At 65.8% G+C, this 26157-nt stretch carries 28 protein-coding genes; 25 read left to right on the top strand and 3 right to left on the bottom strand.

Annotated features, from left to right (window positions below):
- Nucleotides 1–41: 41 nt before the first annotated feature.
- Nucleotides 42–284 carry a hypothetical protein gene (locus AZG88_RS52185; RefSeq protein WP_156517706.1) on the top strand — a complete coding sequence of 81 codons (243 nt, stop codon included), beginning with the start codon at nucleotides 42–44 and terminating at the stop codon, nucleotides 282–284.
- Here AZG88_RS52185 and AZG88_RS36235 read toward each other — a convergent pair.
- Nucleotides 281–1471, bottom strand: a complete 1191-nt coding sequence (locus tag AZG88_RS36235; protein ID WP_005242296.1) for an acyl-CoA dehydrogenase family protein — start codon at nucleotides 1469–1471, stop codon at nucleotides 281–283. The genes AZG88_RS52185 and AZG88_RS36235 overlap by 4 nt on opposite strands.
- Nucleotides 1472–1575: 104 nt before the next feature.
- Between AZG88_RS36235 and AZG88_RS36230 the strand changes: the two genes are divergently transcribed.
- The 9 genes from AZG88_RS36230 (at nucleotide 1576) to AZG88_RS36190 (ending at nucleotide 10022) form a co-directional block, all read left to right on the top strand.
- The gene (locus AZG88_RS36230) at nucleotides 1576–2319 is read left to right on the top strand and encodes an SDR family NAD(P)-dependent oxidoreductase (protein WP_061700491.1); all 744 of its coding nucleotides are present in this window, start codon (nucleotides 1576–1578) and stop codon (nucleotides 2317–2319) included.
- Nucleotides 2320–2322: 3 nt separating this feature from the next.
- Nucleotides 2323–3546: an acetyl-CoA C-acetyltransferase gene (locus tag AZG88_RS36225; RefSeq protein ID WP_061700490.1), complete on the top strand. Its 1224-nt coding sequence runs from the start codon at nucleotides 2323–2325 to the stop codon at nucleotides 3544–3546.
- A complete protein-coding gene (locus AZG88_RS36220; RefSeq protein WP_025432700.1) occupies nucleotides 3543–4373 on the top strand; it encodes an aspartate/glutamate racemase family protein in 831 nt (276 codons plus the stop codon). Before AZG88_RS36225 ends, AZG88_RS36220 begins: the two co-directional genes overlap by 4 nt.
- A 32-nt stretch (nucleotides 4374–4405) precedes the next feature.
- Nucleotides 4406–4744, top strand: coding sequence for a carboxymuconolactone decarboxylase family protein (locus AZG88_RS36215; protein ID WP_005242288.1), 339 nt, complete (start codon nucleotides 4406–4408; stop codon nucleotides 4742–4744).
- 114 nt (nucleotides 4745–4858) lie between these two features.
- Nucleotides 4859–5635: an SDR family NAD(P)-dependent oxidoreductase gene (locus tag AZG88_RS36210; RefSeq protein ID WP_025432699.1), complete on the top strand. Its 777-nt coding sequence runs from the start codon at nucleotides 4859–4861 to the stop codon at nucleotides 5633–5635.
- 71 nt (nucleotides 5636–5706) lie between these two features.
- Complete coding sequence (locus tag AZG88_RS36205; RefSeq protein WP_143767456.1) at nucleotides 5707–6480, top strand: SDR family oxidoreductase; 774 nt, start codon at nucleotides 5707–5709, stop codon at nucleotides 6478–6480.
- 2 nt (nucleotides 6481–6482) lie between these two features.
- The gene (locus AZG88_RS36200) at nucleotides 6483–8102 is read left to right on the top strand and encodes a class I adenylate-forming enzyme family protein (protein WP_231914315.1); all 1620 of its coding nucleotides are present in this window, start codon (nucleotides 6483–6485) and stop codon (nucleotides 8100–8102) included.
- Nucleotides 8095–8910: an enoyl-CoA hydratase/isomerase family protein gene (locus tag AZG88_RS36195; protein ID WP_231914314.1), complete on the top strand. Its 816-nt coding sequence runs from the start codon at nucleotides 8095–8097 to the stop codon at nucleotides 8908–8910. Before AZG88_RS36200 ends, AZG88_RS36195 begins: the two co-directional genes overlap by 8 nt.
- A gap of 122 nt (nucleotides 8911–9032) precedes the next feature.
- Nucleotides 9033–10022 carry an aldo/keto reductase gene (locus AZG88_RS36190; RefSeq protein WP_061700488.1) on the top strand — a complete coding sequence of 330 codons (990 nt, stop codon included), beginning with the start codon at nucleotides 9033–9035 and terminating at the stop codon, nucleotides 10020–10022.
- A 78-nt stretch (nucleotides 10023–10100) separates the two neighbouring features.
- Here the strand turns inward: AZG88_RS36190 and AZG88_RS36185 are convergent, their stop codons facing one another.
- Nucleotides 10101–11558: an aldehyde dehydrogenase gene (locus tag AZG88_RS36185; protein ID WP_082833561.1), complete on the bottom strand. Its 1458-nt coding sequence runs from the start codon at nucleotides 11556–11558 to the stop codon at nucleotides 10101–10103.
- Nucleotides 11559–11844: 286 nt separating this feature from the next.
- Here AZG88_RS36185 and AZG88_RS36180 point away from each other — a divergent pair, with 286 nt between their 5' ends.
- The 10 genes from AZG88_RS36180 to AZG88_RS36135 all read left to right on the top strand — a co-directional run bounded on the left by AZG88_RS36180 (nucleotide 11845) and on the right by AZG88_RS36135 (nucleotide 19356).
- A complete protein-coding gene (locus tag AZG88_RS36180) occupies nucleotides 11845–12804 on the top strand; it encodes an NAD-dependent epimerase/dehydratase family protein (protein WP_061700486.1) in 960 nt (319 codons plus the stop codon).
- 54 nt (nucleotides 12805–12858) lie between these two features.
- Nucleotides 12859–13731 (top strand): NAD(P)-dependent oxidoreductase, encoded by an 873-nt coding sequence (locus tag AZG88_RS36175; protein WP_005242266.1) that lies wholly within the window; start codon nucleotides 12859–12861, stop codon nucleotides 13729–13731.
- Nucleotides 13732–13788: 57 nt separating this feature from the next.
- Nucleotides 13789–14730, top strand: a complete 942-nt coding sequence (locus tag AZG88_RS36170) for an alpha/beta hydrolase (protein ID WP_231914320.1) — start codon at nucleotides 13789–13791, stop codon at nucleotides 14728–14730.
- 93 nt (nucleotides 14731–14823) lie between these two features.
- Nucleotides 14824–15210, top strand: coding sequence for a cupin domain-containing protein (locus AZG88_RS36165; RefSeq protein ID WP_005242263.1), 387 nt, complete (start codon nucleotides 14824–14826; stop codon nucleotides 15208–15210).
- A 74-nt stretch (nucleotides 15211–15284) separates the two neighbouring features.
- Nucleotides 15285–15827, top strand: a complete 543-nt coding sequence (locus tag AZG88_RS36160) for a cupin domain-containing protein (protein ID WP_061700484.1) — start codon at nucleotides 15285–15287, stop codon at nucleotides 15825–15827.
- Nucleotides 15828–15927: 100 nt separating this feature from the next.
- A complete protein-coding gene (locus tag AZG88_RS36155; RefSeq protein WP_061700483.1) occupies nucleotides 15928–16263 on the top strand; it encodes a carboxymuconolactone decarboxylase family protein in 336 nt (111 codons plus the stop codon).
- Between the two features lie 164 nt (nucleotides 16264–16427).
- Nucleotides 16428–16994, top strand: coding sequence for a GNAT family N-acetyltransferase (locus tag AZG88_RS36150; protein WP_061700482.1), 567 nt, complete (start codon nucleotides 16428–16430; stop codon nucleotides 16992–16994).
- 10 nt (nucleotides 16995–17004) lie between these two features.
- Nucleotides 17005–17973, top strand: a complete 969-nt coding sequence (locus tag AZG88_RS36145) for an alpha/beta fold hydrolase (RefSeq protein ID WP_050983269.1) — start codon at nucleotides 17005–17007, stop codon at nucleotides 17971–17973.
- Complete coding sequence (locus AZG88_RS36140; RefSeq protein WP_025432692.1) at nucleotides 17963–18268, top strand: hypothetical protein; 306 nt, start codon at nucleotides 17963–17965, stop codon at nucleotides 18266–18268. The genes AZG88_RS36145 and AZG88_RS36140 overlap by 11 nt, the downstream gene beginning before the upstream one ends.
- On the top strand, nucleotides 18265–19356 hold the full coding sequence (locus tag AZG88_RS36135; protein ID WP_061700481.1) for an alpha/beta fold hydrolase: 1092 nt from the start codon (nucleotides 18265–18267) through the stop codon (nucleotides 19354–19356). The genes AZG88_RS36140 and AZG88_RS36135 overlap by 4 nt, the downstream gene beginning before the upstream one ends.
- A gap of 77 nt (nucleotides 19357–19433) precedes the next feature.
- Here the strand turns inward: AZG88_RS36135 and AZG88_RS36130 are convergent, their stop codons facing one another.
- Nucleotides 19434–20900 (bottom strand): 3-hydroxyacyl-CoA dehydrogenase, encoded by a 1467-nt coding sequence (locus AZG88_RS36130; RefSeq protein WP_061700480.1) that lies wholly within the window; start codon nucleotides 20898–20900, stop codon nucleotides 19434–19436.
- 182 nt (nucleotides 20901–21082) lie between these two features.
- On the opposite strand from AZG88_RS36130, the gene AZG88_RS36125 reads away from it, so the two are divergent.
- From AZG88_RS36125 to AZG88_RS36105, 5 genes are read left to right on the top strand one after another with little or no spacing between them, the layout of a single operon-like run.
- Nucleotides 21083–21814, top strand: coding sequence for an enoyl-CoA hydratase-related protein (locus AZG88_RS36125; RefSeq protein ID WP_231914313.1), 732 nt, complete (start codon nucleotides 21083–21085; stop codon nucleotides 21812–21814).
- A complete protein-coding gene (locus AZG88_RS36120) occupies nucleotides 21811–22746 on the top strand; it encodes an acyl-CoA dehydrogenase family protein (protein ID WP_061700479.1) in 936 nt (311 codons plus the stop codon). The genes AZG88_RS36125 and AZG88_RS36120 overlap by 4 nt, the downstream gene beginning before the upstream one ends.
- Nucleotides 22747–22787: 41 nt before the next feature.
- Entirely contained in the window at nucleotides 22788–23993 is a 1206-nt protein-coding gene (locus AZG88_RS36115) for a CaiB/BaiF CoA transferase family protein (RefSeq protein WP_061700478.1), read from the top strand.
- Nucleotides 23981–24760, top strand: coding sequence for an enoyl-CoA hydratase/isomerase family protein (locus AZG88_RS36110; protein ID WP_061700477.1), 780 nt, complete (start codon nucleotides 23981–23983; stop codon nucleotides 24758–24760). The genes AZG88_RS36115 and AZG88_RS36110 overlap by 13 nt, the downstream gene beginning before the upstream one ends.
- Nucleotides 24761–24789: 29 nt before the next feature.
- On the top strand, nucleotides 24790–25926 hold the full coding sequence (locus AZG88_RS36105) for an acyl-CoA dehydrogenase family protein (protein WP_231914312.1): 1137 nt from the start codon (nucleotides 24790–24792) through the stop codon (nucleotides 25924–25926).
- Nucleotides 25927–26157 lie beyond the last annotated feature (231 nt).

Here is a 26157-nt window from a genome sequence, read left to right as displayed (position 1 = left end):
GTTGTGTGGGGGTCCCGCCGGCGCGGATGGCTCTCGCGTGGGTGCTGGTGCGCACGGGATCACGGGCACCCTTCGTGGGGCCGCGTACCGAACACGATCTCGACGACGCTGCGGCGGCGCTTGAATTGAGTCTCGATGCCGTCATCACGTCTCGATACGATATTCCCGGGGTATCGGACAGCGCCCGAGGACTACGCCTGGTAGAAGCGACCAGTGAAGCCGGCTTGATGAATCAAGCCGGCTTCCTGTTTTCTGTCGTTTCTGCGCGCCGTATTTCGGTCTAGATTCGATAGTCCTTGAGTAGGGATCTGCCGATGATCATCTTCTGGATGTCCGAGGTGCCCTCGCCAATCAGCATGAACGCCGCTTCGCGGTACAGTCGCTCGATCTCGTACTCCTTGGAGTAGCCGTAGCCGCCGTGGATGCGGAACGAGTCCTGAACGACCTCGTTGCAGTACTCGCTGGCGATCATCTTCGCCATCCCCGCCTCGACGTCCATGCGCTCGCCGGCGTCCTTGAGCCGGGCGGCACGGACCACCATGGAGTGCGCGGTCTCCACTTTGGTGGCCATCTCCGCGATCCGGAACAGGATCGCCTGATGCTGTGCGATCGGCTTTCCGAACGTCTCGCGCTGCTGCGCGTACCGGATGCCGAGCTCGAATGCGCGATTCGCGATGCCGACGGCCCGGGCGCCGACGTTGACGCGCCCGACCTCGACGCCGTCCATCATCTGGTAAAAGCCGTTGCCGGGGGTGCCCCCGAGGACCTGGTCGGCGGAGATCCGATGGTTGTCGAGGATCATCTCCGTGGTGTCGATGCCCTTGTAGCCCATCTTGTCGATCTTGCCGGGGATGGTGACCCCCTGGGCCGTCTCGCCGAAGCCGGACTCCTTTTCCACAAGGAAGGTGGTCATGTTCTTGTAGACCGACTCGGAGCCCTCGTCGGTCTTGCAGAGCACCGCCACCAGGGTGGAGGATCCGCCGTTGGTCAGCCACATCTTCTGGCCGGTGATCTCATAGCCGTCGGCGGTCCTGGTGGCCTTGGTGGTGATGGCCGAGACGTCCGAGCCGAGCCCGGGCTCCGACATCGAGAAGGCGCCGCGCACCTCGCCGGTGGCCATGCGCGGCAGGTACTCGAGCTTCTGCTCCTCCGTGCCGTGCTGGTTGAGCATGTGGGCCACGATGAAGTGTGTGTTGATCACGCCGGACACGCTCATCCAGCCGCGGGCGATCTCCTCGACCACCAGGGCGTAGGTGAGCAGCGACTCCCCGAGACCGCCATACTCCTCGGGAATCATCAGGCCGAAGATGCCGAGCTCCTTGAGCCCCTCGACGATCTCCGTCGGGTACTCGTCGGCGTGTTCGAGTTCGGTGGCGACCGGGATGATCTTCTTGTCCACGAACTGCCGGACAACGGCCAGGATCTCGTCCTGCTCGGCGGTCAGGCCCTCGGTGCGCACGAGACGTCTCATGATGTCGATCGAACTCCTCTGCGATAAGTCTGTGATGACAGCTTGACTGGATAAGTCTGTGATGACAGCTTGACTGAAAGCTAGCTGTCAGACATATTACATACATGTCTAATGCAGTGGTAGTCGTCACAGGGGCCGGGCGCGGCATCGGGGAGTGCGTCGCGCGCTCGCTCGCCAAACAAGGTGCCAAGGTCGTTCTGTCGGGCCGCACCGTGTCCGCGATCGAGGGTGTGCGGGACGCGATCGAGGCAGACGGGGGGACCGCGTTGGTCCGTCCCACCGACGTCATGGATCCCGAGTCCGTCGCGGGCCTTTTCGATGACACCGAGAAGGCCTTCGGGAAGCTCGACGTGCTGGTCAACAACGCCGGAATCGCCACCCAGACCAACATGGTCGACATGGACGAGGCGGAATGGGATCGGATCTTCAACACCAACGTCCGTGGCCTGTTCCTCTGCAGCCGTGAGGCCGGGCGGCGGTTCCGGGATGCGGGTGCCGGTCGCGCGATCAACATCGCCTCGGTGTTCGGCCTGGTCGGCCGCCCCGGCTTCTCGGCGTACTGCGCGTCGAAGGGAGCGGTCATCAACTTCACCCGCTCGGTCGCGGCCGAGTGGGCCCGCTTCGGTGCCCAGATGAATGCGGTGGCGCCTGGCTACATCGCCACGGATATCAACGCCGAGATGCGGGCGGACGAGGCGGCGTACAAGAAGGTGCTGCGCGGGATCCCCGCGTACCGGATGGGTACACCGGAGGAGCTGGCGAACGTCGTCACCTACTTGGCACTGAACGCGCCGGACTTCCTCACCGGCCAGACCATCGCCGTCGACGGCGGAGAGTCGAGCGTCTAGGCGATGACGAACACCACTGTAGAAACAGTCATCTGCGAACCGGTCCGCACCCCCGTCGGTCGGTACGGGGGGATCTTCAAGGAGGTGCCGGTCACGACCCTGGCCTCGACGGTGATCGCCGGGCTGGTCGAGCGCACCGGCCTGGCCGGTGCGGATGTCGACGACGTCATCTTCGGTCAGGGCTACGCCAACGGCGAGGCCGCGGCCATCGGACGGATCGCGGCGCTGGACGCCGGCCTCGATGTCACGGTGCCGGGGCTGCAGATCGACCGCCGCTGCGGTTCGGGTCTGCAGGCCGTGCTGTACGCCTGCATGCAGGTCGCGACCGGTGGTTCTGACCTGGTCCTGGCGGGAGGGGCCGAGAGCATGAGTCAGGCCGAGTACTACATCCCGAACGGTCGCTGGAACGCCGGTGGGCAGCCGAAGCTGCTGGACCGCCTCGCGGCGCCACGCCGGAACTCGGGCGGCTGGCGGTACCCGGTCGAGGGCGGGATGATCGAGACCGCGGAGAACGTCGGACGCGACTACGGCATCACGCGCGAGCAGCAGGATGCCTGGGCTGCGCGGTCGCAGCAACGGGCGGGTGCCGCGATGGCGGCGGGGTTGTTCGACGACGAGACGATTGCGGTCTCGGTGCCGCAGCGCAAGGGTGATCCGCTGGTGGTGACGCGGGACGAGCACCCCCGCCCGGGCACCACAGTCGAGTCGCTGGCGCGGCTCGAGCCGATGATGGCCGCCACGCTCCCGGGGGCTACGGTGACCGCCGGCAACTCGAGCGGGCAGAATGACGCCGCCGCCGTGGCGATCGTGACGACGCGGGCGAAGGCCGAGCAGCTGGGCCTGAAGCCGTTCGCCCGCCTCGTCAGCTGGTCACTCGCGGGCGTGGAGCCGAACCGTATGGGGATCGGTCCGGTCCCGGCGGCAGAGCGCGCGCTGGCGCGGGCCTCGCTGTCCTGGTCGGACATGGACCTGATCGAGCTGAACGAGGCCTTCGCCGCGCAGGTCCTCGGCTGTTTCCGGGGTTGGGGGCTGACCGACGCGGACCTGGACCGGGTCAACGTGAACGGTTCGGGCATCTCCCTCGGCCACCCGATCGGCGCGACCGGGGGCCGGATCCTGGCGAACCTGCTCCGCGAGATGGACCGCCGCGGTGCGCGGTACGGGCTGGAAACCATGTGCATCGGTGGAGGCCAGGGCCTCGCCGCAATCTTCGAACGAGTGGGATGAAACAGATGAAGATCCTCTACCTCAGCATGTCCCGCGAGGAGTACTCGCCGAACTACTTCCCCTACCTGAGGTCGTACATCGACCAGGTGAAATCGCCGGGCACCCAGGTCGAGCTGCGCGGCACCCGGGTGGGACGGATTGACAGCTTCCGGTTCTTCGAGGTCCTTGACTGGGTGTCCATCATGGACTCCGCGATCGAGGCCCAACAGGACGGCTTCGACGCGATTGCGATCGGCAACATCCTCGACCCCGCGCTGCGCGAGGCGCGGTCCATGGTCGACATCCCGGTCCTCGGGCTGGGGGAGACCTCGATGCTCACCTCCTGCATGATGGGCAGCCAGTTCTCCCTGGTCGGCGTGAACCCCTACTTCGGCGGCCGGTTCGAGGAGAACGTGGCCAAGTACGGTCTGCGGGAGCGGCTGGCGAGCATCGAGTGCATGGGGCTGACGCCGCATGAGCTGGATGCCTGCTTCTCCGATCCGGACGGCCGGCAGAAGGCGATCGACTCGTTCACCGCCGCCGCCCGCGCCTCGTTGGACAAGGGTGCCGAAGTGGTGATTCCCGCCGGCGGGCGGTTGACCGCGTTCCTGAACGCGGTGAACATCCGCGAGGTCGACGGTGCCCCGCTGCTGGACGGCACCGTCTCCCTGGTCGCAGCGGTCGAGGCGGCGGTGCGAGTGCACCGCCAGTCCGGCTCGTTCGTGAGCCGTCGTCGGCTCTACGCCCGTGCCCCCGAGGCCTCCATTCGACAGGCCGGCGCGGAATACGCGGAGGGCTACCACGTGCCGGCCCTGGCGCGGCTCGCCGCAGGCGACACCAGCAACTGACCCCTATTTCGAGGTAAGGGACGAGAACACCAATGAAACCCGAATACCCCCTGAGCAAGCATGAGAGCTTCATCTCCAATCTGGATCGGCTGCGGGAGACTTCCTCTGCCGCCGCGGACGCGTTCCGCGCGCTGCGCGTGGCCCAGGACGCCCACGGGCCGCTGGAACCCGGGCAGCGTGAGCTCAGCCTGTTGGTCGGTTTCGCCGTGACCCGCAACGAGGGCGGCTTCCGCGTGCACTGCAACCGCGCGCGGGACGCGGGCGTGCCCGTCGAGGCGATCGAGCAGGCGGTGATCCTGATGCTGGGCACCAGCCTTGGCCTGGTGCCGGTGGTGGAGGCCCTGAGCTGGGCGCACGACGAGCTCCGTTGAGAAATTGTTAGACATTAGACTTGTTTAATATTTGGCAGTATGCGCACCGTCCGCGGGTGTGAGACCGGCGCGCCGCAACCCGTAGCCGCCCATATGACGAGGAGAGACATTTTCATGGCAGAGAACAACGAGACCCGCACTGCTTTGGTGGTCGGCGCCGGTTCCGGCATCGGACGTGCCACCGCGCTGGAGTTGGCGGGCTCGGGTGTGTGCGTGGTCGCCGCGGATCTGAATGCCGATGCGGTGGCGGCGCTTTCCGCCGAGCACGAGAACATCGTTGACCTGGGCGAGTCCTGGAATGCCACCCGGCACGAGGACTGCGACCGGCTGGTCGCCGCGGCGGTGGCGCGGGTCGGGCATCTCGACACCGTGATCTCGACCGTCGGTTGGACCGCGATCACCAAGTTCCTCGACGAGACGCCCGAGTACTGGCAGCGGATCATCGACGTCAACCTGATGTCGGCGATCTACCTCTCGGCCGCCGCGGCGCGGGCCATGCGAGAGCGCGGCGGCAGTATCGTGCTGACCTCGTCCGAGGCCGGTACCGTCGGCACCTCCGGGGAGGCGGTGTACTCCGCGGCCAAGGCCGCGGTGATCGGCCTGGTGAAGTCGCTGGCCCGCGAGTGGGCCCGCTACGGCATCCGGGTCAACGCCGTCGCGCCCGGCATCACTTCGACGCCGCTGCTGGTGGAGCAGGGCATCGCCGGCGGCGACGATGCCCAGGGCGACGGTGACGCCGTGCTGAACAGCATCCTGCGGGGCGTTCCGATGCGCCGCCTGGGCGAGCCGTCCGAGATCGCGGACGCGATCGCCTACCTCGCCGGTGACGGCGCCAGCTACATCACCGGCCAGACGCTGTGCGTCGGCGGTGGGTTGACCATGGGCTCGTAGAGCCGGCCCATACCTTCGATCAAGCGCATCACACGCGCTCGTCACAACAACACCGAGAGGCATCCATGGACATGCGAGGCAAGACCGTCCTGATCACCGGCGGATCCCGCGGAATGGGCCAGCAGCTCGCCCTGAAGCTGGGTGCGAAGGGCGCGAACGTCGTGGTCAACTACCGTCGCGACGACGAGTCGGCGCAGAAGACCGTCGCCGAGATCGAGGCGGTCGGCGGCACCGCGTTGGCGCTCAAGGCCGACATCTCCGACACCGAATCGGTACAGCAGTTGGTGGACGCCGCCGTCGAGCGGTTCGGCCGCCTGGACGTGGTAGTGGCCAACGCCGCAGCCAGCGCGTTCAAACCGTTGATGGACATCCGCGCGCACCACATCGAGAAGACCATGGGCATCACCATCCAGGGATTCCTGGATCTGGTCCGTATCTCGCTGCCGCACATGCGGAACGGGGGCCGGGTGCTCGCGGTGAGCGGCTGGGACAGCTTCCGGGCGCTGCCGCTGCACGGCCTGCTCGGCGCGGCCAAGGCGGGCATGGAGTCCATTGTCCGGAACCTGGCCGTGGAGCTCGCCGGTGACGGCGTGACCGCGGTGGGAGTGTGCCCCGGCCCGATCGATACCGATTCGTTCCGGCTGTACGCCGGCGATTCCTGGGACGACTACGCGAAGAACTGGCTGACCCAGACCCCCTCGGGCGCCTACGCGACCCCGTCAGAGGTGGCCGACGTGATGGCCTTCCTGTGCTCGCCGGAGAGCGTTGCGATCAACGGCCAGACCATCGTGGTCGACGGTGGCCTGTCCGTGGCCACCATGCCAATCGGATTCGGGCAGAACTGAATATGAGCGCACAATCGTCGGCCGTCGCTCAGACCGTGGTGCAGTTGATGAGCCAGGTCCAGCGGCGACCCGGCCACGAGATCGCGGTGGAGGAGGCGACCGGTCAGCGGTCGCTCACCATCGAGCAGCTGATCTCCGCCTCCAACCGGCTCGCGAACGCCTTCCTCGGTCTCGGCCTGCGGCCCGGCGGGCGGGTGGCATGGGTCTCCGAGAACCACATCGAGTATGTCGTGCTGGAGTTCGCCCTGCTCAAGGCGGGCCTGGTCAAGGTGCCGCTGAACAATCGTTTCGCCCCGAACGAGCTGCGGCGGTGCGTGGACCTCGCCGACGTCGGGCTGGTTGTTGCGGATCCGTCCTCGGCCGAGGTGCTCGACGGCGTGCTCGCGGGCTCCGCGGTGCACAAGGTGGTCATCGGCGCACGAGACGGCTGGACCTCCTTCGACCAGTTGGTCGCCGGTGGGGCATCCGGGCCGGTGCAGGCGGCCACCGGGCCCGACGACCTCTATCACATCCGCTTCAGCTCGGGCTCGACAGGAAAGCCCAAGGGCATCCCGATCACGCATCGCGGGGCCCGCGCGGCGATCCTCGGCAACACCTGGGTGATGAGCACCAGTGCGCCCACCGCATCGCCGCGCACCCTGCAGGTGGCGCCGCTGGTATACGCCGGCGGTTGGAGTGTGTTGCCGACGCTGCTGTGCGGCGGCACCAACGTGGTGATGACCAGGTTCGATCCTGAGCAGATGCTCGACGTGATTGTCGAGCGCGGCATCACCTGGATGTTCGCGGTGCCCACGATGTTGCGGCGGCTTTCCGAGATCACGGGCCTCGAACGGCTCCGCACCTCGTCGCTGGGCTGCCTGATGCTCGCCGGTGAGCCCGCCGCGCTGCCTGCGCTCGAGGTGCTCACCGAGTACACCGACGCGATGATCAACTGCTGGGGGCAGACGGAGGCCCCAGCGTCGACCACGCTGCTCACCCGTGCCGAGATGCGCGACCGGTCGCTGTGGTCCTCGATCGGCCGGCCGGTGCCGGGCGTCGAGTTCTCCGTGTACGCCGACGGTGCCGTCCAGGACCAGCCGGAGCCGGGGGTCGACGGCGAGCTGGTGATCCGCACCGCGAGCGTGGCACCGACCCTGCTGGGCGGCGAGGTGGAGCATGCCGATCGGACCCTGCCGGACGGCTGGTGGCGGACCTCCGACCTCGGGCACTTCGATGAGCGCGGCCGGATCTTCATCGTCGGTCGTGCGAGCGAGACCATCATCACGGGTGGCACGAACATCCAGCCGGTGGAGATCGAGCGGGCACTCGAACTGCATCCGATGGTCCGCGAGGCGGTGGTGGTGGGCGTGCCGGACCCGAAATGGGGCGAGACCCCGGCGGCGTACGTGCACATCGACGCACTGTGGGCCGACGTGAGCGGGGAGCTGGCCGCGGTGCTGCGCGAGAACCTGGCGGGGTTCAAACGCCCGGGTCACGTGTACATCTCGACCGATCCGATCCCGCGCGCCTCGAAGGCGGCGAAGATCGCGCGCGGTGACATCAAGCGGCTGGTGCGGTCGTGGGTCGAGGACCCTACCGTGGTGCCGCGCAACGTAACGAAAGTGGTGAAGGAACGTGGCTGACGCAGTGATCGAGTCCACCGATGACATCGTCATCGATACCGTGGACGGTGTGGGCACGGTACGACTGAACCGGCCCGACCGGGGCAACTCGGTCACCCCCGACGTGGTGACCCGCATGGGCGATGCGGTCGCCGACCTCGCCGAGACCGACGGCATCGGTGCGGTGGTGCTTACTGGCACCGGCAAGGTGTTCTGCGCCGGCGCCGACGTCAAGGACATGTACGCGGTGTACTCCGCCGACGGTGCCGACGGGTTGATGGACTACCTCGCCGTCACCTGGATGCCGGCCGTGCAGCGCACGGTGCGGTTGCTGTGGAACACCCCGGTTCCGGTGATCGCCGCATACAACGGCCACGCGACTGCCGGCGGGCTGGACTTCGGACTCTCCTGTGATGTGCGCCTAGCCGCGTCCCAAGCGAGGTTCGCCGAGAGCTATGTCAACCTCGGCATGGTGCCGGTGGCCGGCGGTGCGTACCTGCTGCCGAAGCTGATCGGTCTGGAGAAGGCATCCCGGATGATTGCGACGGGCGAGTTCATCGATGCCGCGCAGGCACTGGCGGCCGGCATGGTGAGCGAGGTGTGCGACACCGAGGACCTCGCACGCCGGGCGGCCGAGGTGGCCCGCGAGATGACGCACGGGCCGGTGGCGACGTATGCGAACGCGAAGCGGATCGCGCGTGCCGCGGCGACGGTCGAGCTGGACGCCGCGCTGAAGGAGAGTTTGGCCGCGAATATCGCCCTGATCGCCCGGCCCGAGGTGCGCAGGCTGGTGCTCAACGTGATGGAGCAGTACAGCTTGGCGAATTAGAGCGGTGCGCGCAACGGGGCTGGCCGGGCGGCGGGAACGACATCATGCAGGTCTGAGAATGGTGCGTGGATCATCGTGATCGGGGTTCGGGCGGCTCTGGAATGAGACTTAAGGAGAGGGAAATGGAATACAACAGGCTGGGGCGTTCTGGGCTCAAGGTGAGTCGAATCGGTCTGGGAGCGATGAACTTTGGATTCGTCACGGACGAGGCGGGAAGCTTCGAGATTCTCAATCACGCAGTAGAGTTGGGCATCAACTTCGTCGACACGGCGGATGTCTACGGTGGTCCGCAGACTCCCGACATGGAGAAGGGATTCGGCACTTCCGAGGAAATCATCGGCAAGTGGCTGGCACAGGACCCCTCCCGACGGGACAGGATCGTCCTGACTTCCAAGGTCTACCAGCCGATGGATACCGGTCCGAACGATCGCGGGCTTTCGGCTTATCACATCCGTAGGGCGTGTGAGGCGAGCCTCCGCAGGCTGCAGACCGACCACATCGACGTCTATCAGATGCACCACGTCGACCGAACCACGCCGTGGGAAGAGGTGTGGCAGGCATTCGAGCAGTTGGTCCGGGAGGGAAAGATCAGCTACGTCGGTAGCAGCAATTTCGCGGGATGGGATATCGCGACCGCGCAATGCATCGCGAATTCCCGCCACTTTCTCGGTCTGGTTTCGGAGCAGAGTCTGTACAACTTGACCGAGCGGACAATCGAGCTCGAGTTGATTCCGGCGTTGCGCAACTACGGGATCGGGCTGATTCCATGGAGTTCATTGGGGCGTGGCCTCCTCGGAGGGGTGCTCGACAACGCCAGCAGCGGTCGCCGCAGCCGCCCCGAAATGCAGGCCCGGATCGAGCGGATCCGTCCCCAGCTGGAGGCCTATGAAGCACTCTGCCGGCAGATCGGTGAGCGTCCCTCCGACGTCGCGACCGCCTGGCTGCTGGCGAATCCCGTCGTCTCCACGATCATTGCGGGGCCGCGGACCGTCGAACAGTTCGACCAGAGCGCTCGTGCGTTGGACGTGTCGTTGTCCGCGGAGACGATGGCGGAGTTGGACACGATCTTCCCGGGGCCCGGCGGTGAGGCTCCGGCAGCATATGCGTGGTGAGTAGCTCATCCGTAACGTCGGAGGCCCAGAACCAGTTCTCGGTTCCGGGCCTCCACGTTTGTAGTCCGTCAGTGGCGGTCAGGCCAGGGATTGCGCGAACTCCGCCGGCAGGCCGATCGACCGCAGTTCGGTGTACGCCTCCAATCCTTCGACCCCGTTCTCTCGGCCGATTCCACTCATCTTGAATCCACCGAACGGCGACTGCAGTCCGATCGGACTGCCGTTCAGTTCGACCACGCCGGTGCGCAACCGGCTGGCGACCTGTAGCCCGCGTTCGAGATCCGAAGAGAAGACGGCACCGTTGAGGCCGTACTGCGAGTCGTTCGCGATGGCGATCGCGTCCTCTTCGTCGCGGTAGGTCATCACGGACACCACCGGCCCGAAGATCTCCTCCTGTGCGATGGTCGCGCCTCTGGATACTCCGGCAATGATCGTTGGTTCCACATACCATCCGTGCTCGAGGCCGGCGGGGCGGTTGCCGCCCTTGATGATTCGGCCACCCTCCTCCTGACCGATTCGGATGTACTTCTCGACCGTGGTGCGATGGCGCTCACTGAACAGCGGACCGATCTCGGTCGCATCGTGGTGCGGATCGCCGACTGCCATCGTGTCGATCATCGCAGCGAGTGAATCCAGAAGTTCACTCTCCCGCTTCTCGGAGACGAGGATGCGAGTCTTCAAAGTACAGACTTGACCGTTGTTCCTGAAGGAACCCATACGGAGCAGTTCGGCAGTCGCGTTCATGTCGGCATCGTCCAGAATCACGGCGGCCGACTTGCCGCCGAGCTCGAGCGTCACACGACGAATATTCGCGCCGCACAGCGATGCGATTCTGCGACCTGCGTCCGTTGAACCGGTGAAGGTGACCTTGTCCACCCCGCGATGCGCGACCAGGTGCTCCGATGCCTCGCGTTCGGCGGGCACGACGTTGATCACACCTGCGGGGAACCCCGCCCGTTCGATGAGCTCAGCCAGCAGGTACGCGTCCAGCGTCGTCTGCGGTGCCGGCTTCAGCACGAATGTGCATCCTGCGAGGATCGCCGGCACGATCTTCTGCATGCTGATACCCATCGGCACGTTCCAGGGGACGACGGCCCCGACCACCCCGACGGGTTCTCTTGTCACCAATGCGTTTCCGAGTGGTCCCGACCGGACGGTGCGGAACGGGTACTCATCAATGAAGTCGAGATACGCATCGATCACCCGCACGGGGTTCGCTGCCTGGATGGTGCGGGATTGGGTGATCGGGCACCCCATCTCGGTGGTGATCAGTTCCGCGATCTGTTCGGCATGGTCAATCAACAATCCGCGAAGCCGCCGTACGACGGCGATGCGCTCGTCGAGCGACATGCGGGGCCACGGGCCGGTGTCGAAGGCCACGCGGGCCGCGGCTACAGCGAGATCGACGTCGGCAGGCGATGCCGACGCCACGTCGGCGAGGAGTTCTTCGCTGACCGGGGAGACGACGGGGATGCGCTCGCCGCGCGCTGCAATCCATCGACCATCGACGAACAACTTCCCGTGTCGGTGTTCCATGAGCATTGCTCTATCTCCTTTGGGTGGGAACGTCGGGTGAGGGGGGCGTCCTCCTCGTCCTGATGGGCATTGTGGCGGTAAACCACGGCCGATCGCTCGTGCGCGTCGATCTCACGGTCGGGCTTCTGCTAGCCAAGGACTCTGTGCACAGAATATCATAAGTCAGATAGTTGACAGCTGGTAAAATATCTGCTGAAATCGTGTGTCGAATGTCACTGCGTCTTCGATCCTTTTCGTCGGCTCGGGGGTGTGGGCGGGTGAGTTGGAACAATCGAAAGAGGTTGGCGTGACGGGATCGAAAGAAGTCGTGCTGGTGACCGGTGCTTCCGGATTCGTCGGATCGAGGCTGGTCGAGCAGCTGAGTACATCGGGCCGCTATCGCGTGTTGGCCGCGGATTCGCACTGGACCGACCGATCCAAGACCTTCGGTGAACTGTCCGACGTGGAGCGATGCGACATCGACCTCCGGGATCGAGAGGCGGTTGACGCTCTGGTGGCCAGGTCGGGAAGCATCGTTCATCTAGCGGCTGTTCGCGCGGTGGCAGGGCTCGACGACCCCTGGGCCGCATTCGAGGTGAACGTGGCGGCCGCCTACGGCCTGATGGATTCGGCAAAGCGCCATGGGGTGCGGCGCATCGTCTACGGCTCGTCGCACAGTGTCTACGGGAACTTCGCGAAGCGTCGGACGTACCGCCATCGCGAAAACGAGGTCGCCGAGGGGAGCGGCATCGGTATGTACGGAGCCAGCAAGCTGGCCGTCGAGGCATATCTCGAGGCGCATGCGAACACCGGAGGGGCGGAGTTCATCTCCCTGCGGCTCGGCACCATCTACGGTCCCGGAGTAAACCGGGACAACTCGATCGGCGGGATGATGATGGATGCCATCGACGCCGTGCGCGCGGGCCGGGCCCCGGTGGTGCGGTGGGCGCCCGACGCGCTTCACGATCTGGTGTACGTCGATGATGCGGCCGCGGCGCTTCTTGCCGCGATCGACGTCGACTCCGGGGCGAAGGCGATCAACGTGGTCGGTGAGCCGATCAACACCACTGAGCTGTTTCGCATTCTCGTCGAACTCGTCGGGGGCGACGCGGCAACGATCGATTGGCAGCCCGAATTGGTGCGGTATCAGCAGGTGTCCCGGGACTTGATGCTCGCAGACCTCGGTCCGATCCTGGGCACCCGGATCGAAGACGGCCTCCAGGCCTTCGTTGATTGGCACCTCGGCGCGTCCATCGCTGTGGACTGAGTCGCTGGCTTCGCCGGGCCAGCTGGATTATTGGACAGTTAAGGAGTCAATGCTATGAGTGAGAAGATTGGATTCATCGGGATCGGGGCGATGGGCTCCGCGATTGCGAGCCGCCTGGTCGAGCCCTTCGATCTGTACGTCAACGATCGCAACCGTGTGGCTGCGGACGAACTGGTCGCCGCCGGCGCCACCTTCACCGACGCGGCCGAGATCGCCCGGACGTGTCGGGTCGTGTTCCTGTGCCTCCCCGCTCCGACGCATGTCGATCAGTTGCTCTTTGGGGACGAGGGGATCGCGAAGGACCTCGCCGTCGGCACCGTCGTCGTCGATATCACCACCGGAACCCCCACGGCGGATTACCAGGTCGTTGCGGCCCTCGGCGAACGTGGAGTGAAGTTCCTCGATTCGCCGATCGGGGGCGGTGTCCGGCGGGCCCGCGAGGGTACGGCGACCCTGATGGTGGGTGGCGACGACGACGTGTTCGCAGAGGTTGTCGAGGTGCTCGAGGCGGTGACGCCGGACGTCCATCACGTGGGCCCGGTCGGTGCCGGTCACGCGATGAAGCTGGTCAACAATCTTCTGAACAGTTGCAATCGGTTCGCCGCGCTGGAGGCCATCCGGCTCGGGCAGGCGTGCGGTATCGAGCAGTCCACGGTCGTCGCGGTGCTGAACAGCTCGACCGGGAGGAACTACACGACCGAGTACACGTTCCCGACTCTGCTGAGCGAGCCCGATTACAAGCTGCAGGGGTTCACGCTCGATCTCATGCGGAAAGATGTTCACCTGGCAAACGAACTCGCCGCGAGCATGAACCACGCGACGCCGATCGGACATCTCGTGGAAGAGATGACGGAGACGGCGATCGAGAGGTTCGGCGGCGATGCGGATCAGAGTCAGCTCATGGCCGAGTGGTATCCCCGTGAATGACATCGTGGCTGCCCTCCCGAGATGGGAAGCGATCGATTCGACGAGGGCCGAGTGAGCATGGATGAACGGCACCCGAAGACGCTGCACCCGGCGGCGGAGGAAATGCGGGTCGCCGCCACCCAGTTGCCCCCGTCCTACGAGATTCCACTCGAGGCTGCTCGTGTTCGCATGCGCTCAGCACTCATCAGGCAGGCCGAGCCGTCGTCGCTGCGCGTCGCGGACTTCATCGTTCCCGCCGGGGATCGGGGTATCCGAGTGCGTGCCTATCGGCCGCCCGGCCATCGGAACCCGGCGCTCGTCTTCTTCCACGGGGGCGGCTGGGTCTTCAACGACCTCGATACGCATGACGAACTGTGCCGGACTATCGCCGAGGTCGCGCAGTGCAGCGTCTTCTCGGTGGACTACCGGAGGAGCCCCGAGCACACGTATCCGGCTGCGATCGACGATGGCGATGTCGTGTTCGAGTGGCTGGTGACCAATAGTGACGAATTCGATGTTGAGCCGGGCGCATTCGCTCTCGGCGGCGACAGCGCCGGCGGGACCATCGCGACCGCACTGGCGAAACGGATCCGAGAGCGGGGCGCGCGCCAGCTCGCGGCGCACTTCCTGCTGTATCCCGTGCTCGACTACTGGGACCCGGGGACGCCCTCCTACGGCGAACGTGGTCCCGGGTTCACCGTCGATCGGTCGTTCATGAAGTGGATCTGGGATGCGTACTTGCCGTCGCAGTGGGTGCGCGAGGATCCCCACCTGTTTCCACTCCAGGGTTCTCTGGCGGACCTGCCCCCGACGGTGCTGTGCGTTGCGGAGTACGACGTGCTCCGGGATGAGGGGATCGAATACGCACGACTGCTGCGGCAAGCCGAGGTGCCGGTGACGCTCCTCGTGGCCGACGACCAGATGCACGGGTTCGCCCACCATCTTGCGCTCATCGAAACTGCGAAGGACATGGTTCTCACGGCCGCGACTCGCCTCGGTAGAGCCCTACGCGGTGGGTGACCCGAACGGACGGAATACGTGCATGCACGTTCGAGCAATGTGTAAAATGTCAAACGATAACAACGCATATACAGAGAAAGTAGTTTCGATTCCATGTTGACAGTTATCAGGGGAGCAAACAGCGAGCCGTCCGCCCTGGCGCAGGGGACCTTCACCGGTGAGGCCTGGCGCGACATGGTGATGGCGCCGACCGACGGGGTGGCGATTGGCAACAACTTTTTCGCGCCGTGTTCGCGGACCTACTGGCACTCGCATGTCGGCGGCCAGCTGCTCATCGTCATGGCTGGCGAAGGGCATGTGTCCGACGAGAACGGAATTGTCACCGTTCGCGCCGGCGACATGGTGTGGACTCCGCCCGGCGTTCGTCACTGGCACGGTGCCGCCGACGATCGCTTCATGCTGCACACATCGGTCACCCTGGGTGCCACGAACTGGGAATCCGAGGTCACCGACGCCGAGTACGGCGAGGCTCGGGCCTGACCGCGGCGCCGTGAGATGGGGCTACTGCTCCGATCTCACCCGCCCCCAGTTCACAGAATGGAAGGAGTATCAGCATGACGAGTAGCGGTGAGCCGGCGTTGGCCCGGGTTGTGGTGACCGGCGTGAATGACGAGGGAAGGTCGGTTGTTTCGTCCGACGGGCCGGCGAGTCCCTGGACACGTCGGCCGACTGGGACCCTGGTGATGGAGTTGTGGCGTGAGGACGAGTTGCCGATTTCGGTGAACTCCGAGTCGACGCTGGAAAACGAAGTGGTGTTGGCCCCACCCGCCACCGGTGTCGTGGTGCGGACGACGGTCTTTCCGCCCGATAGCTCGATCTCGGCCGAGGCCGCTGCAGCGTACGCGGCGGCGATGGCGGACATTTACGGCCCCGGAAATGCGGAGGGCGGCGCCGTGCCGGGAATGCACACCACCGAGACCATCGACGTGATGACCGTGATCGACGGCGAGATCTGGGCGGTCATGGAAGAAGGGGAGACGGTACTGCGCGCCGGTGACACGATGGTTCAGCGCGGTACACGCCATGCGTGGCAGAACCGGAGTGACCGCCCGACGACGGTGGTCACGACGATGATGCCAGCGCACCGAAACGATTGATGAACCGGGCGTTGCTGCGCGGGTGATTCCCGCAGTGGTCGGCCCGCAACGATTGTGAGACCTGCGGCGAGTGTCGCGAACAGTTGGATGAGGAGTGCAGATGTCGGAGAAAGACCAGCGCCCCAGCGGTGATCGGCATCCGCTGGGGCGGTTCGCCCCGGGGCTGATCGGTTTCACCGACGACGTCCTATTCGGCCAAGTGTGGGAGCGCGCGGTGATCAGCGCGAAGGAGCGCAGCATGATCACCGTTGCATGCCTGGTGACGGGCGGCAACGTGGAGCAGCTCCGCTATCACCTGGTGCGGGCGCGGGACAACGGGGCGACACGCATCGAGCTGGTCGAGGTGATCACCCACCTCGCGTTCTACGCGGGTTGGCCGAAGGCCATGGCCGCGATGGCCGTCGCGCAGGAAGTGCTCGGCTCCGAAGAGGACTGACTTCGGTGCGCGATGAGCGCCGAATTCGGTATGGCGCTGAGGAGTTGCAATCCCACCCGTCCGAGTCGGATGGCGGGACTGTTTCGTTTGGCGGCCGCTGAGTCATGCGAGACAAGCTGTGAATAGAGTGATATTTGACGACCCGGGAAATGGTGTGACGAAACATGACACCGTCAGAGCTTGACGATCGGGCCGAAGCGGTCGTGCGGCCGCTGCAACCGGGGGACCTCGACGCGTTCACGCGGTTCGCGATGGCCTTGGCGGGTCAGGGGCGACGTTTCCTCAAGGAGGACCTGTCTGATCCCGTGAAGGTTTTCGCTGACTACCAACGGGAGACGGCGGCAGTGCGGCTGGCCGCGCTCGACGGTGCCGGTGAGATCGCCGGATTGGCGGGTGCTTTCGCGGGGGAGGGTTGGTCGTCGCACGTCGCCGAGATCCGCGTCGTGGTGGGTGCGGCGTATCGGGGCCGCGGTGTCGGGTGGGCGCTGGCCCGTGCGGCGCTGCTGGAGGCGGTCAAGCTCGGCTGCAGCCACGTGTACGTCGAGGTGATCGCGGCACAGGATGCGTTGGTCGCCATGTTCCAGGACATCGGGTTCGAGCCGGAGGCGCTGCTCGTCGATTTCGTTCGGGACAGCGACGGTGAGAACCGGGACTTGATGCTGCTCACCCATCGGGTGGATGTGAATCAGGCGCGGAATCGGTTGTGGGGCATGGACGAGGTGGCCGGATGAGTGGGGGACGATGACCGTGAACGAGCAGTACCTGGATATCTCCGGGCGGCAGGTCCGCGTCCGCGTCCACGGCGAGGGACCGCCGTTGCTACTGATCAACGGATTGGGGGCGAACGTCGCGATGTGGGGGCCGCTATTGCCACACCTCGAGGACTTCCAGGTGATCACCTTCGATGCGCCGGGTGTGGGACGCTCGCAGGCGCCCTATCTGCCGTACAGCCTGTCGTACATCGCCGATGTCGCGCTCGAGGTGCTCGACGCGCTCGGTCACGAATCCGCGGACGTGCTCGGCTATTCACTCGGCGGCGCGGTCGCGCAACAGCTCGCCCGCCAGGCGCCGGAGCGGGTGCGACGCTTGGCGCTGGTCAGCGCGACGTGCGGAGCCGGAGCGGTACCGGGGTCGATGTTGGCGCTGATGGCTGTGATGACCCCCGCGCGGCACCACTCCAAGGTCGCGTACCGGGCGACGATGAAGCTGGTGAACCTCGCCCCGAAGGAGAAGAACAGCATCGCACTCAAGGAGCTGATGGCCGATTGGCACCACGGCGCGGCGCCGACAATGCGCGGGTACACGCTGCAAATGATGGCGATGTCGAGGTTCAACAGCCTTCCATGGCTGCCTACCGTCGCCCACCCGACGCTGGTCCTGAGTGGATCCGGTGATCGGATCATCCCGATGGCGAACGGTGCGATTCTGGCGGGCTACCTGCCGAACGCGCGGCTGCGCATCTTCGAGGGCTGGGGACACTACATGCTCCATGACGATGCCTCAGGAGCCGGCAACGCCATCGCCGAGTTCTTCGGTGCAGACCACCACGATGAGAGTTCCGCGTGGACGGGGGCGCAGGTCGTGACTCCCGAACAGATGGCCGGGATGGTGCGGTCCGCACCGTGGAGCGCATATCCGTACCAGTACACCAACGCGTTGGTCCGTTGGCGGTACCCGCTCGAGAAGGAGCGTGGCGGGGATGGCCGCTGAGTCGCCCCTGTGGCGGAAGGCATTCGACGGTGTCGAGCGTCGGATCGGCGCCCCGCTGGAGAACGCGACCAGCTCCGCGGACTTCCAAGTGTTCTCCCTCAAGGTGGGACGCGTGAAGAAGGCGGTGATTGCCCCCGTCGAGGCGGTGGTGGACTTCGGTCTGCACCTGGTCGGGATCCCGTCCCATGCCGAGGTGCGCGTTCTGCGCAGGGATCTCATCAAGGTGCAACGTGAACTGCTGGCCATGCGTCGTGAACAGGCCGTCACCGAGCGAGAGTCGACGGATTCAGAATGAGTCCGATCGGCCCGGTGGTGGATATCGCACGCGGACTGGTTCGTGAGGTCGAGCGCACGCAGTTGCGTGCCCGGCGGGGCATCGAGCTGATCGCGCGGCGCCCGCCCCCTCAGGTGAGTAATACGCCGAAGGACGAAGTGTGGTCGTTCGGGAAGGCGAAGCTGTGGCGCTACCGCAATGACGACGTGCGGCATGGGCCACCGGTACTGATGTTCCTGGGGTTGGTTGGTGACTCGGCGATCTTCGACCTGTTTCCGGGAAACTCATGGGCGGAGAAACTGGTCGCGGAGGGCTTCGACGTGTTCCTGTTCGATTGGGGACGGCCGGAGGCGGCTGAAGGGGAGCACGACCTCGGAACGTATATGGACGGCTACTTCGTGCCTGCTGTCGATGCGGTGCGCAGGATCGCCGGCGCCGACGAGGTGTCGGTGGGGGCCTACTGCATGGGCTCGCTCATGCTGACTCTGCTGCTCGGCAGCCGGAGCAACGTGCCGGTACGGAACGCGGTTCTGTTCGCTCCGCCCTGCGACTACGACCATGCCCCCGGGTTTCTCACCGGCTTCAAGGACGGCCGGCTGGAGACCCGCCATGTGGTGGACGAGATGACGGGCCTCGTCCCGGAGGATGCCGTCCGGGGCATGTTCCGGCTGTTGCAGCCGACCTCGGACATCGTCCAGTACGTCACGTTGTGGGAGAACCTGTGGCGGGACGGCTACGCCGACGCGCACCGCGCCATCAATCACTGGGCGTGGGACCATCGATCGATGGCCGCACCATCTTTTGTAGAGATGGTGGAGGATTACGTCCGAGAAAATCGATTGGTCAACGGGGGAGCGGAGTTGGCGGGCCGGCCCGTGGACCTGCATTCGATCACCATTCCGCTGTTGATGATCATCGCGGAGAAGGACGAGTTCGTGCCGCCCGCGAACTCGGAACCACTCGCCGAGCTGGTTGGGTCCGATGACGTGGCGATCCTGCGTATCCCCGGTGGCCACGCGGGCGCCCTGATGGGGTCAGCCGCGCGGAAGAAGACCATGCCGGGGGTGGTCGATTGGCTCAGGCGGCACTCGGATACCCCACCGCGGTGAGCCGGAAAGAAGGGAGGTGCTTCCAGGTGGAAGCACCTCCCTTCCTTCTGACGAGGGTGCTCTGTGCGTCTGCCGCGTCAGACGACGGCGGCGTCCCGGAGGGCTCGGCTCGTACGGTAGCGAGTGTCGTGGTACGTCTCCCACAGCCGGTCGAGGATCCCCACGACTGCGCCCGTGCCCCAGGCCGCGGTCCACTCGAATGGGCCGGCCGGGTAGTTGGTGCCCAACCGCATCGCAACATCGATGTCATCGGCGGTCGCGACCCCATGCAGGGTCGTCTCCCAGGCCTCGTTGGCGATCACCGCGAGGGTCCGGGCCGCAATGAGACCCGGGACGTCGTCGACCGGGTACGCGTGAATGCCCGCGCGGTCCAGTAACGCCGCGACCGTCGACAGTGCCTCGGGATGCGACGCGGCCACCGCGAGCCCGGTGGCGTTCTCCGCCGAGATCCATCGATCGATCACCACCACCGGCGCCCCTCCCCGCGCTGCGGACTCGGCGTGGGCGGTCAGTCCGCGGGTGACCATGACGATCGCCTCGTCGAGTACGAGCTCGGTGCCGTCACCGTCGAGCGGCTCGGCGGCGATGTCCGCGCGGCTGATGATCGCCTTCAGCTGACCACACTGTCCGCGCAAGCCGACGGTGCCGGGAAGGTCGCCAGGGCGGACGAGAGCCGGAGACGGAGGGGCCGCGTCCTCGGCGTACGAGTAGAAGCCGTGGCCGCGCTTGCGTCCGTAGCGGCCTGCGGATACCAGTTCGTCCTGGATCCGGGAGGGTTCGAAGCGTGGGTCGAAGTTGAACGCGGTCCACACCGATCGGGTGACTGCGGCGTTGACGTCGTTGCCGATCAGGTCCATCAGTTCGAACGGACCCATCCGGAACTGCCCGGCGCCCCGCAGGGCGGCGTCCAGCGTGGCGGGCGAGGCGGCCTGTTCCTGCAGGACCCGCAGCGCCTCGCCGTAGAAGCCACGTGCGACCCGGTTGACGATGAAGCCGGGGGCGTTCTTGACGCGCGCCACCTGTTTGCCCCAGGTCACGGCTAGTTCGTCGATGCGATCCGTGACCTGCGGATCGGTCTGCAGGCCGGTGACTACCTCGACCAGTTTCATCACCGGAACCGGATTGAAGAAGTGCAATCCGACCACGCGATCCGGTAGCGGCGAGCGGGCGGCGATCTCGGTTACCGACAGCGAGGAGGTGTTGGTGGCCAGGATGCACCGGTCCCCGAAGTGTTTGGCGGCTGCGGCGAATACCGAGGCCTTTACTTCCAGCGACTCGAGGACGGCTTCGATCACAACGGTGCCCGGGTGGTTGGGGGCCTGATCGATGGCGGCATACGTGCCTAGCTGTGCATCCAGGTTGGCTGCGACCTCCGGATGGCGTTTGGCGAGGCGTGCCGCGAGTTCGGTGGCGGCGGCCTCCAGCTGGGCCTGCTGCGGATCGACCAGGCTCACCGGATGGCCCGCGGTCAGTGCCACCTGTGCGATTCCACGTCCCATGGTGCCCGCTCCGATTACGCAGATCGGGGTGGAAGCTGTGGTCATATCGCGTCTCCTCGGTTCGTGGCTCGCTTGAAAGGGTGGGGACCCTTGCAACTATCTGTAAGATAATATAACTTGCTGTCAACAAGTTACCAACTAGGAAGGGCTGGCCACGGTCAGACCGACGTTGCGGAAGTGGTAGTGCTATGACATTTGAGGACATCGTCGTCACTGTGGATGCAGGGGTGGCGACCATCGCGATCAACCGCCCGGAAAACGCCAACAAGCTCCGCTTCGTGACCGCGAGGGAGCTTCTCGACGCCTTCCGCATGGTGCGTGAGACGAAGAGCATCGACGTCGCCGTGCTGACCGGCGCGGGAGACAAGTTCTTCTGCATCGGCGGCGAACACGAGGAGCTTGCCTCGCTGGACTACTCCAGCGTGATGCCGGTGATCGACCTGTACGAGTTCATCGACACCATGCCGAAGCCCGTCATCGCAGCGGTTAACGGCTACGCGGTCGGCGGGGGCAACGTGTTGCAGGTGGTCTGCGACCTGACCGTTGCCGCACCGCACGCAATATTCCGGCAGGTCGGCCCGATGGTCGGCAGCTTCGATGCCGGTTATGGCACCTGGTACCTGGAGGAAACGATCGGCCGGCGACGGGCCAAGGAGATGTGGTACCTCAACCGCAAATACACTGCCGAGCAGGCGCTCGACATGGGACTAGTTAACGACATCGCCGACGACCCGGTGGCACATGCCCACGAGATCGCCCAAACTCTCCGGCAGCGAGGCCCGTTCGCCCTCAGCGCGCTGAAAACCGCCTTCTCCGGTCGTCACTCAGGCGTCGTCGGGCAGGCGCGCATCGCGCACGACCTGCTGCTCACGGCCTACCGCAGCACCCAGGAAGCGGACGAGATGTCGCAGTCCTTCGAGCAGCGGCGCGAACCCGACCGTGCGAGGTTCCACCGGTGACTTCAGTCAATACAGAACTCACAGACTTTCTCGCGGTCGTCTCGAAGGTCGTCTCCTCGGCAGCTGACGGCGAGAGTGCGCTGTCTGCCATGCGGAACTCGCTGAGCGAGACCGGCCTCTTGGAACTCGCGCGGGACACAGCGGACGAACCCGACGCCCTCCAGTGGCTGGCGTACACCGTCCGGACCGTCGCCCAGACCGATCCCTCGCTGGCGTTCGTGCTGGCGAGCCGGTACGTGGCCGATCGTGCCATCGATGCCGAGGCCGCCACCGAACCGACCTTCGCCCTCGCCGTTCCGGGATCGCGTCCGGTGCTGGCCGGCGCCCTGGGACCGGACGCGGTGGTGGTGTTGGATAGCACCACGTCCTCCCTGCACGTGGTGCCCTGGGCGGATCTGGCACCGTCGGTGGACCACGAGGCCCGCACGGGGCTGCAGCGGGCGGACCTCGTCTCGGTGACGATTCCCGACGGTGCCGCCGCCCTCGAAGGCTCCGCCGCCGAGGCCGCTTTCCTGTGGGACCTGCTCACCGGCGCCGCTCTCGCGGGCGTAGCTCGAAGAGCACTCTCAGAGACCCAATCCTATGTGCTCGAACGGCATCAATTCGGAGTGCCAATCGGGTCCTTCGCCGGGCTGCGCGCGCTCGTCGCCGACATGGATCTCACGGTGGCTGGAGTCGAGACTGCCCTGGATCGGGCACTGGAGGACCGCACCTCGATCGACAACCTCGCCGCCACCGCCGGACGTGCGGCGACGTCGGTGTGCATTGACGCCATTCAGGCGCACGGCGGCTACGGCTACATCGACGAGTACCCGCTCACCGGGCTGCTGCGTGACGCAATCGGCATCCAGGCGCGCACCGGCGGCAGACGCTTGCACGTCGCACGGGTCGCCGAACGCGGCTTGGGTCCGCGGACGGGACGGCACCAATGACGTCACATGAAACCAGATCAGTAGAGGCGAAGGAGACGAGCATGAGTACAGGCAGCGGGCCATTGCACGGCGTGCGAGTCGTCGACATCTCCTCCTCCTACGCCGCACCGACGACCTCGATGTACCTTGCGGACATGGGTGCCGACGTCATCAAGATCGAACCTCTGGGGGGCGATGATGCCCGGGGCTGGGGGCCGCCCTTTCTCAACGGTGAGGCAGCCTGGTTCCTTTCGGTGAACCGCAATAAGCGCAGTATGTGCCTCGACATCCGCGGGGAGGAGGGCCGCAAGGTCCTATTCCAGCTGCTCGAGTCCGCCGACGTCTTCATCGAGAACCTGAACCCGGTGAAACTGGACAAGCACGGACTCGGTCTCGACGGCCTGCGCGAACGTTTCCCACAGCTGGTGATCTGCGCGTTCTCCGGCTTCGGGCTCACCGGTCCGGATGCCGGGCTGCCCGGCTACGACCTGATTGCCCAGGCACGGTCCGGGATGATGAGCGTGACCGGCGTCGACGGAGTCCCACAGCGGGTCAGCACCGCGCTCTCAGATGTGGCCGCGGGCACCGTTGCAGCCTTCGCGGTGGCTGCGGCACTGGTGCGTCAGCAGCAGACCGGCCAAGGCGAGATCGTGGACGTCGCTCTCCTGGAGGCCGACTTGGCATTCATGTCGCCGCGCATTGCCAGCTTCCTGGCCGGCGACGAAGAACCCAAGCCCTGCGGTGGCACCGATTCGGTGGTGGCGATCTACCAGCCGATGCGTACCGCGGACCGGCCCATCGTCGTCGCGATCGGCAACGATCGGCATTGGCAGCGGTCCTGCGCCGCGCTGGGACTCGACGAACTGGCACAGCGTGAGGACTTGGCGACCAATGCCGATCGCCGGGCCAACCGCGAAGAGGTCGTCGGAGCCTTCCAGGAACGCCTGAACGCACTGTCCTCCAATGAGGCGCTCAAGCTGCTGCAAGACGTCGGCGTGCCCTGTAGCCGGATCAACTTCCTGTCAGAAGTGGTTACCGACCCACAGGTCGAGGCACGCAAGGCGATCGTCGACTACCAGCACCCGGTGGCGGGAGTGTTCCGCGGCGTGGGAGCGCCATGGCGACTGGCGTCCGATCCCGAAGACCGGCAAGCCCGGATTCCGGCACCCATGCGCGGCGAACATGGCCGCGAGATCCTCACCGAGATCGGGCTCGATGAGAAGACCATCTCCGAACTGGTAGGAAGGGAGACATTGTGGGTTCCGTGATCGAGACCTCGCAGGACGGGCGAGTGCTGACCATCGAGATCAGCCGCCCCGAACAGCTCAACGCACTCAACGCACAGATGCTGCGCGAGATCCGAGACACGGTCGAAGGAACACGCCACGACACCTCGGTGGGCTGCATCGTGATCCGCGGCAGTGGGGAACGCGCCTTCAGTGCCGGCGCGGACCTCGATGAGATCCGCGCCCTTCCGGTCGAGGACGCACAGGCCTTCATACATGCCGGACAGCGGACCATGTCGGCGATCGCCGACTCTGTCGTCCCCGTCATCGCCGAAGTCGACGGCTACGCGCTCGGCGGCGGTTTCGAGCTGATGCTCGCCTGCCACCTGGTGGTGGCATCGAGTCGTAGCCGGTTCGGACTGCCCGAGGCGCGTATCGGCTGCATTCCAGGATTCGGTGGTACGCAACGGCTTGCGATGTCGGTGGGCAAGCCCGCCGCGCTGCTACTCATGCTGGGAGGCGAGCGGATCGACGCCGATCGGGCCTGGCAGATCGGCCTGCTGTCGGTGCCGCCACTGGCACCCGCCGAAGCCGCGACGGAAGCACGCCGTCTGGCCGAACTAATTGCCACCGGGAGCCGACGCGGCACCGCCAACATCCTCGATGCCGCGCGTCCGGCATTCGCCGCGTCCGCACTGGATCACGAGGCCGCGCTGGCGGCGATCTCCATCGCCTCGCGTGACGGCCAGGAGGGGATCATCTCCTTCGCCGAGCGTCGGGCGCCGATCTTTGAGCGGGAGGAATCATGAAATCACAGTGGGCGTCAGTCGATCCAGATGTGGTCGACGCCGTTGACCGAGTGATCGAGCGCACGATCGAACCGCAGGCGGCCGCGGTCGACATCGCCGCCGAATTCCCGACAGCCGGGCTGGCCGATCTCGCGGAATCCGGGCTCGGCGTCATGCTGGCCCCGAAGTCCCTGGGCGGTGCAGAAACCAGCACGGCAACCTATGCCGAGGCGCTGTCTCGTATCGCCGCGGCCTGCGGTTCCACCTCTACGGTGTACATGACGCAGATGCACTGCGCCCACCCGATCCAGCTGCAGGGCTCCCCGGACCAGATCCAGACCTGGGTTCCTCGGCTCTGCGACGGGTCGGCTGTCGGCTCGATCGCGCTCACCGAGCCTGGAGCCGGCTCGGATGTCGGGGCGATGCGCACCGTGGCCCGTCGCGAGGGCGATGAGTACGTCGTCAACGGCGAGAAGACCTTTATCTCCAACGGCGATCGAGCGGACGTCATAGTCCTCTTCGCGACGGTGGACCCCTCGCGAGGAAAGGGCGGAGTGACCGCATTCCTGCTGGAAACCGCGGTACTTGCGGGATTCGAGGCCGGGGCGCCGATGAAGAAGCTGGGGCAGAAGGGCGCTTCCACCGTTGCGTTGTCCTTCCAAGATTGCCGGATTCCGGTGGCCGCCCGGATGGGCGCTGAGGGCGAAGGCTATGCGTTGCTATTGCGTTCGGTGACCCGTTCGCGCATCAGTGCCGCCGCGCAGGGCGTCGGCTTCGCACAGGGCGCCTTCGACTCCGTCGTTGCCTGGGCAATGGAGCGTGATTTGCTGTCGTCGAAGGTCGCCGAAGCGCAGGATCTCCAGTTCGATCTTGCGCGTCTCCGCGGCGAGATCACTGCCGCCCGCGCCATGCTGATGTCGGTGTCCGATCAGGTCGACCAGAGCCTAGACGAACCGGTCGCCGAGGTCTCACTGCTGAAGATGCACTGCACCACCTTGGGCACCAGGGTTGCGGCGAGCTGTGTCGAGCTGCTCGGTCCCGACGGTGACCGAGTCTCGGTCGGCGCGGAACGTCGGCTGCGCGATGCGAAGATCGCAGAGATCTATGACGGGACTAACCAGGTACAAAGCATGCTCGTGGCCCGGGACACCCGACTTACCGCGGCGCGCGAGACGGCTGCCGGGTGAGAGGGAGGTAGAGGCGGGAACTCGAGCCGGAGGTATAGATCGACTGGAACGACCACCGACCATAGACCCGCCGATGAGCGACGGCGTGGAGTGGAGGCCCGTTGCACGGAGTCCGCGGCAGCAATGCCGACCGGTGGCCGCTGGACCGCGCCGGCGCCAGTCTGTTCTGGGCGAACCTGAACCGAGGAATTGATCGGGTCATCCTTCGCCTCCCTAGGGCATGTCTCCCAA

Source organism: Rhodococcus sp. LB1, from assembly GCF_001583455.1.
Lineage (GTDB): Bacteria > Actinomycetota > Actinomycetes > Mycobacteriales > Mycobacteriaceae > Rhodococcus_F > Rhodococcus_F opacus.
This window is presented reverse-complemented; position numbering and strand designations above follow the sequence as displayed.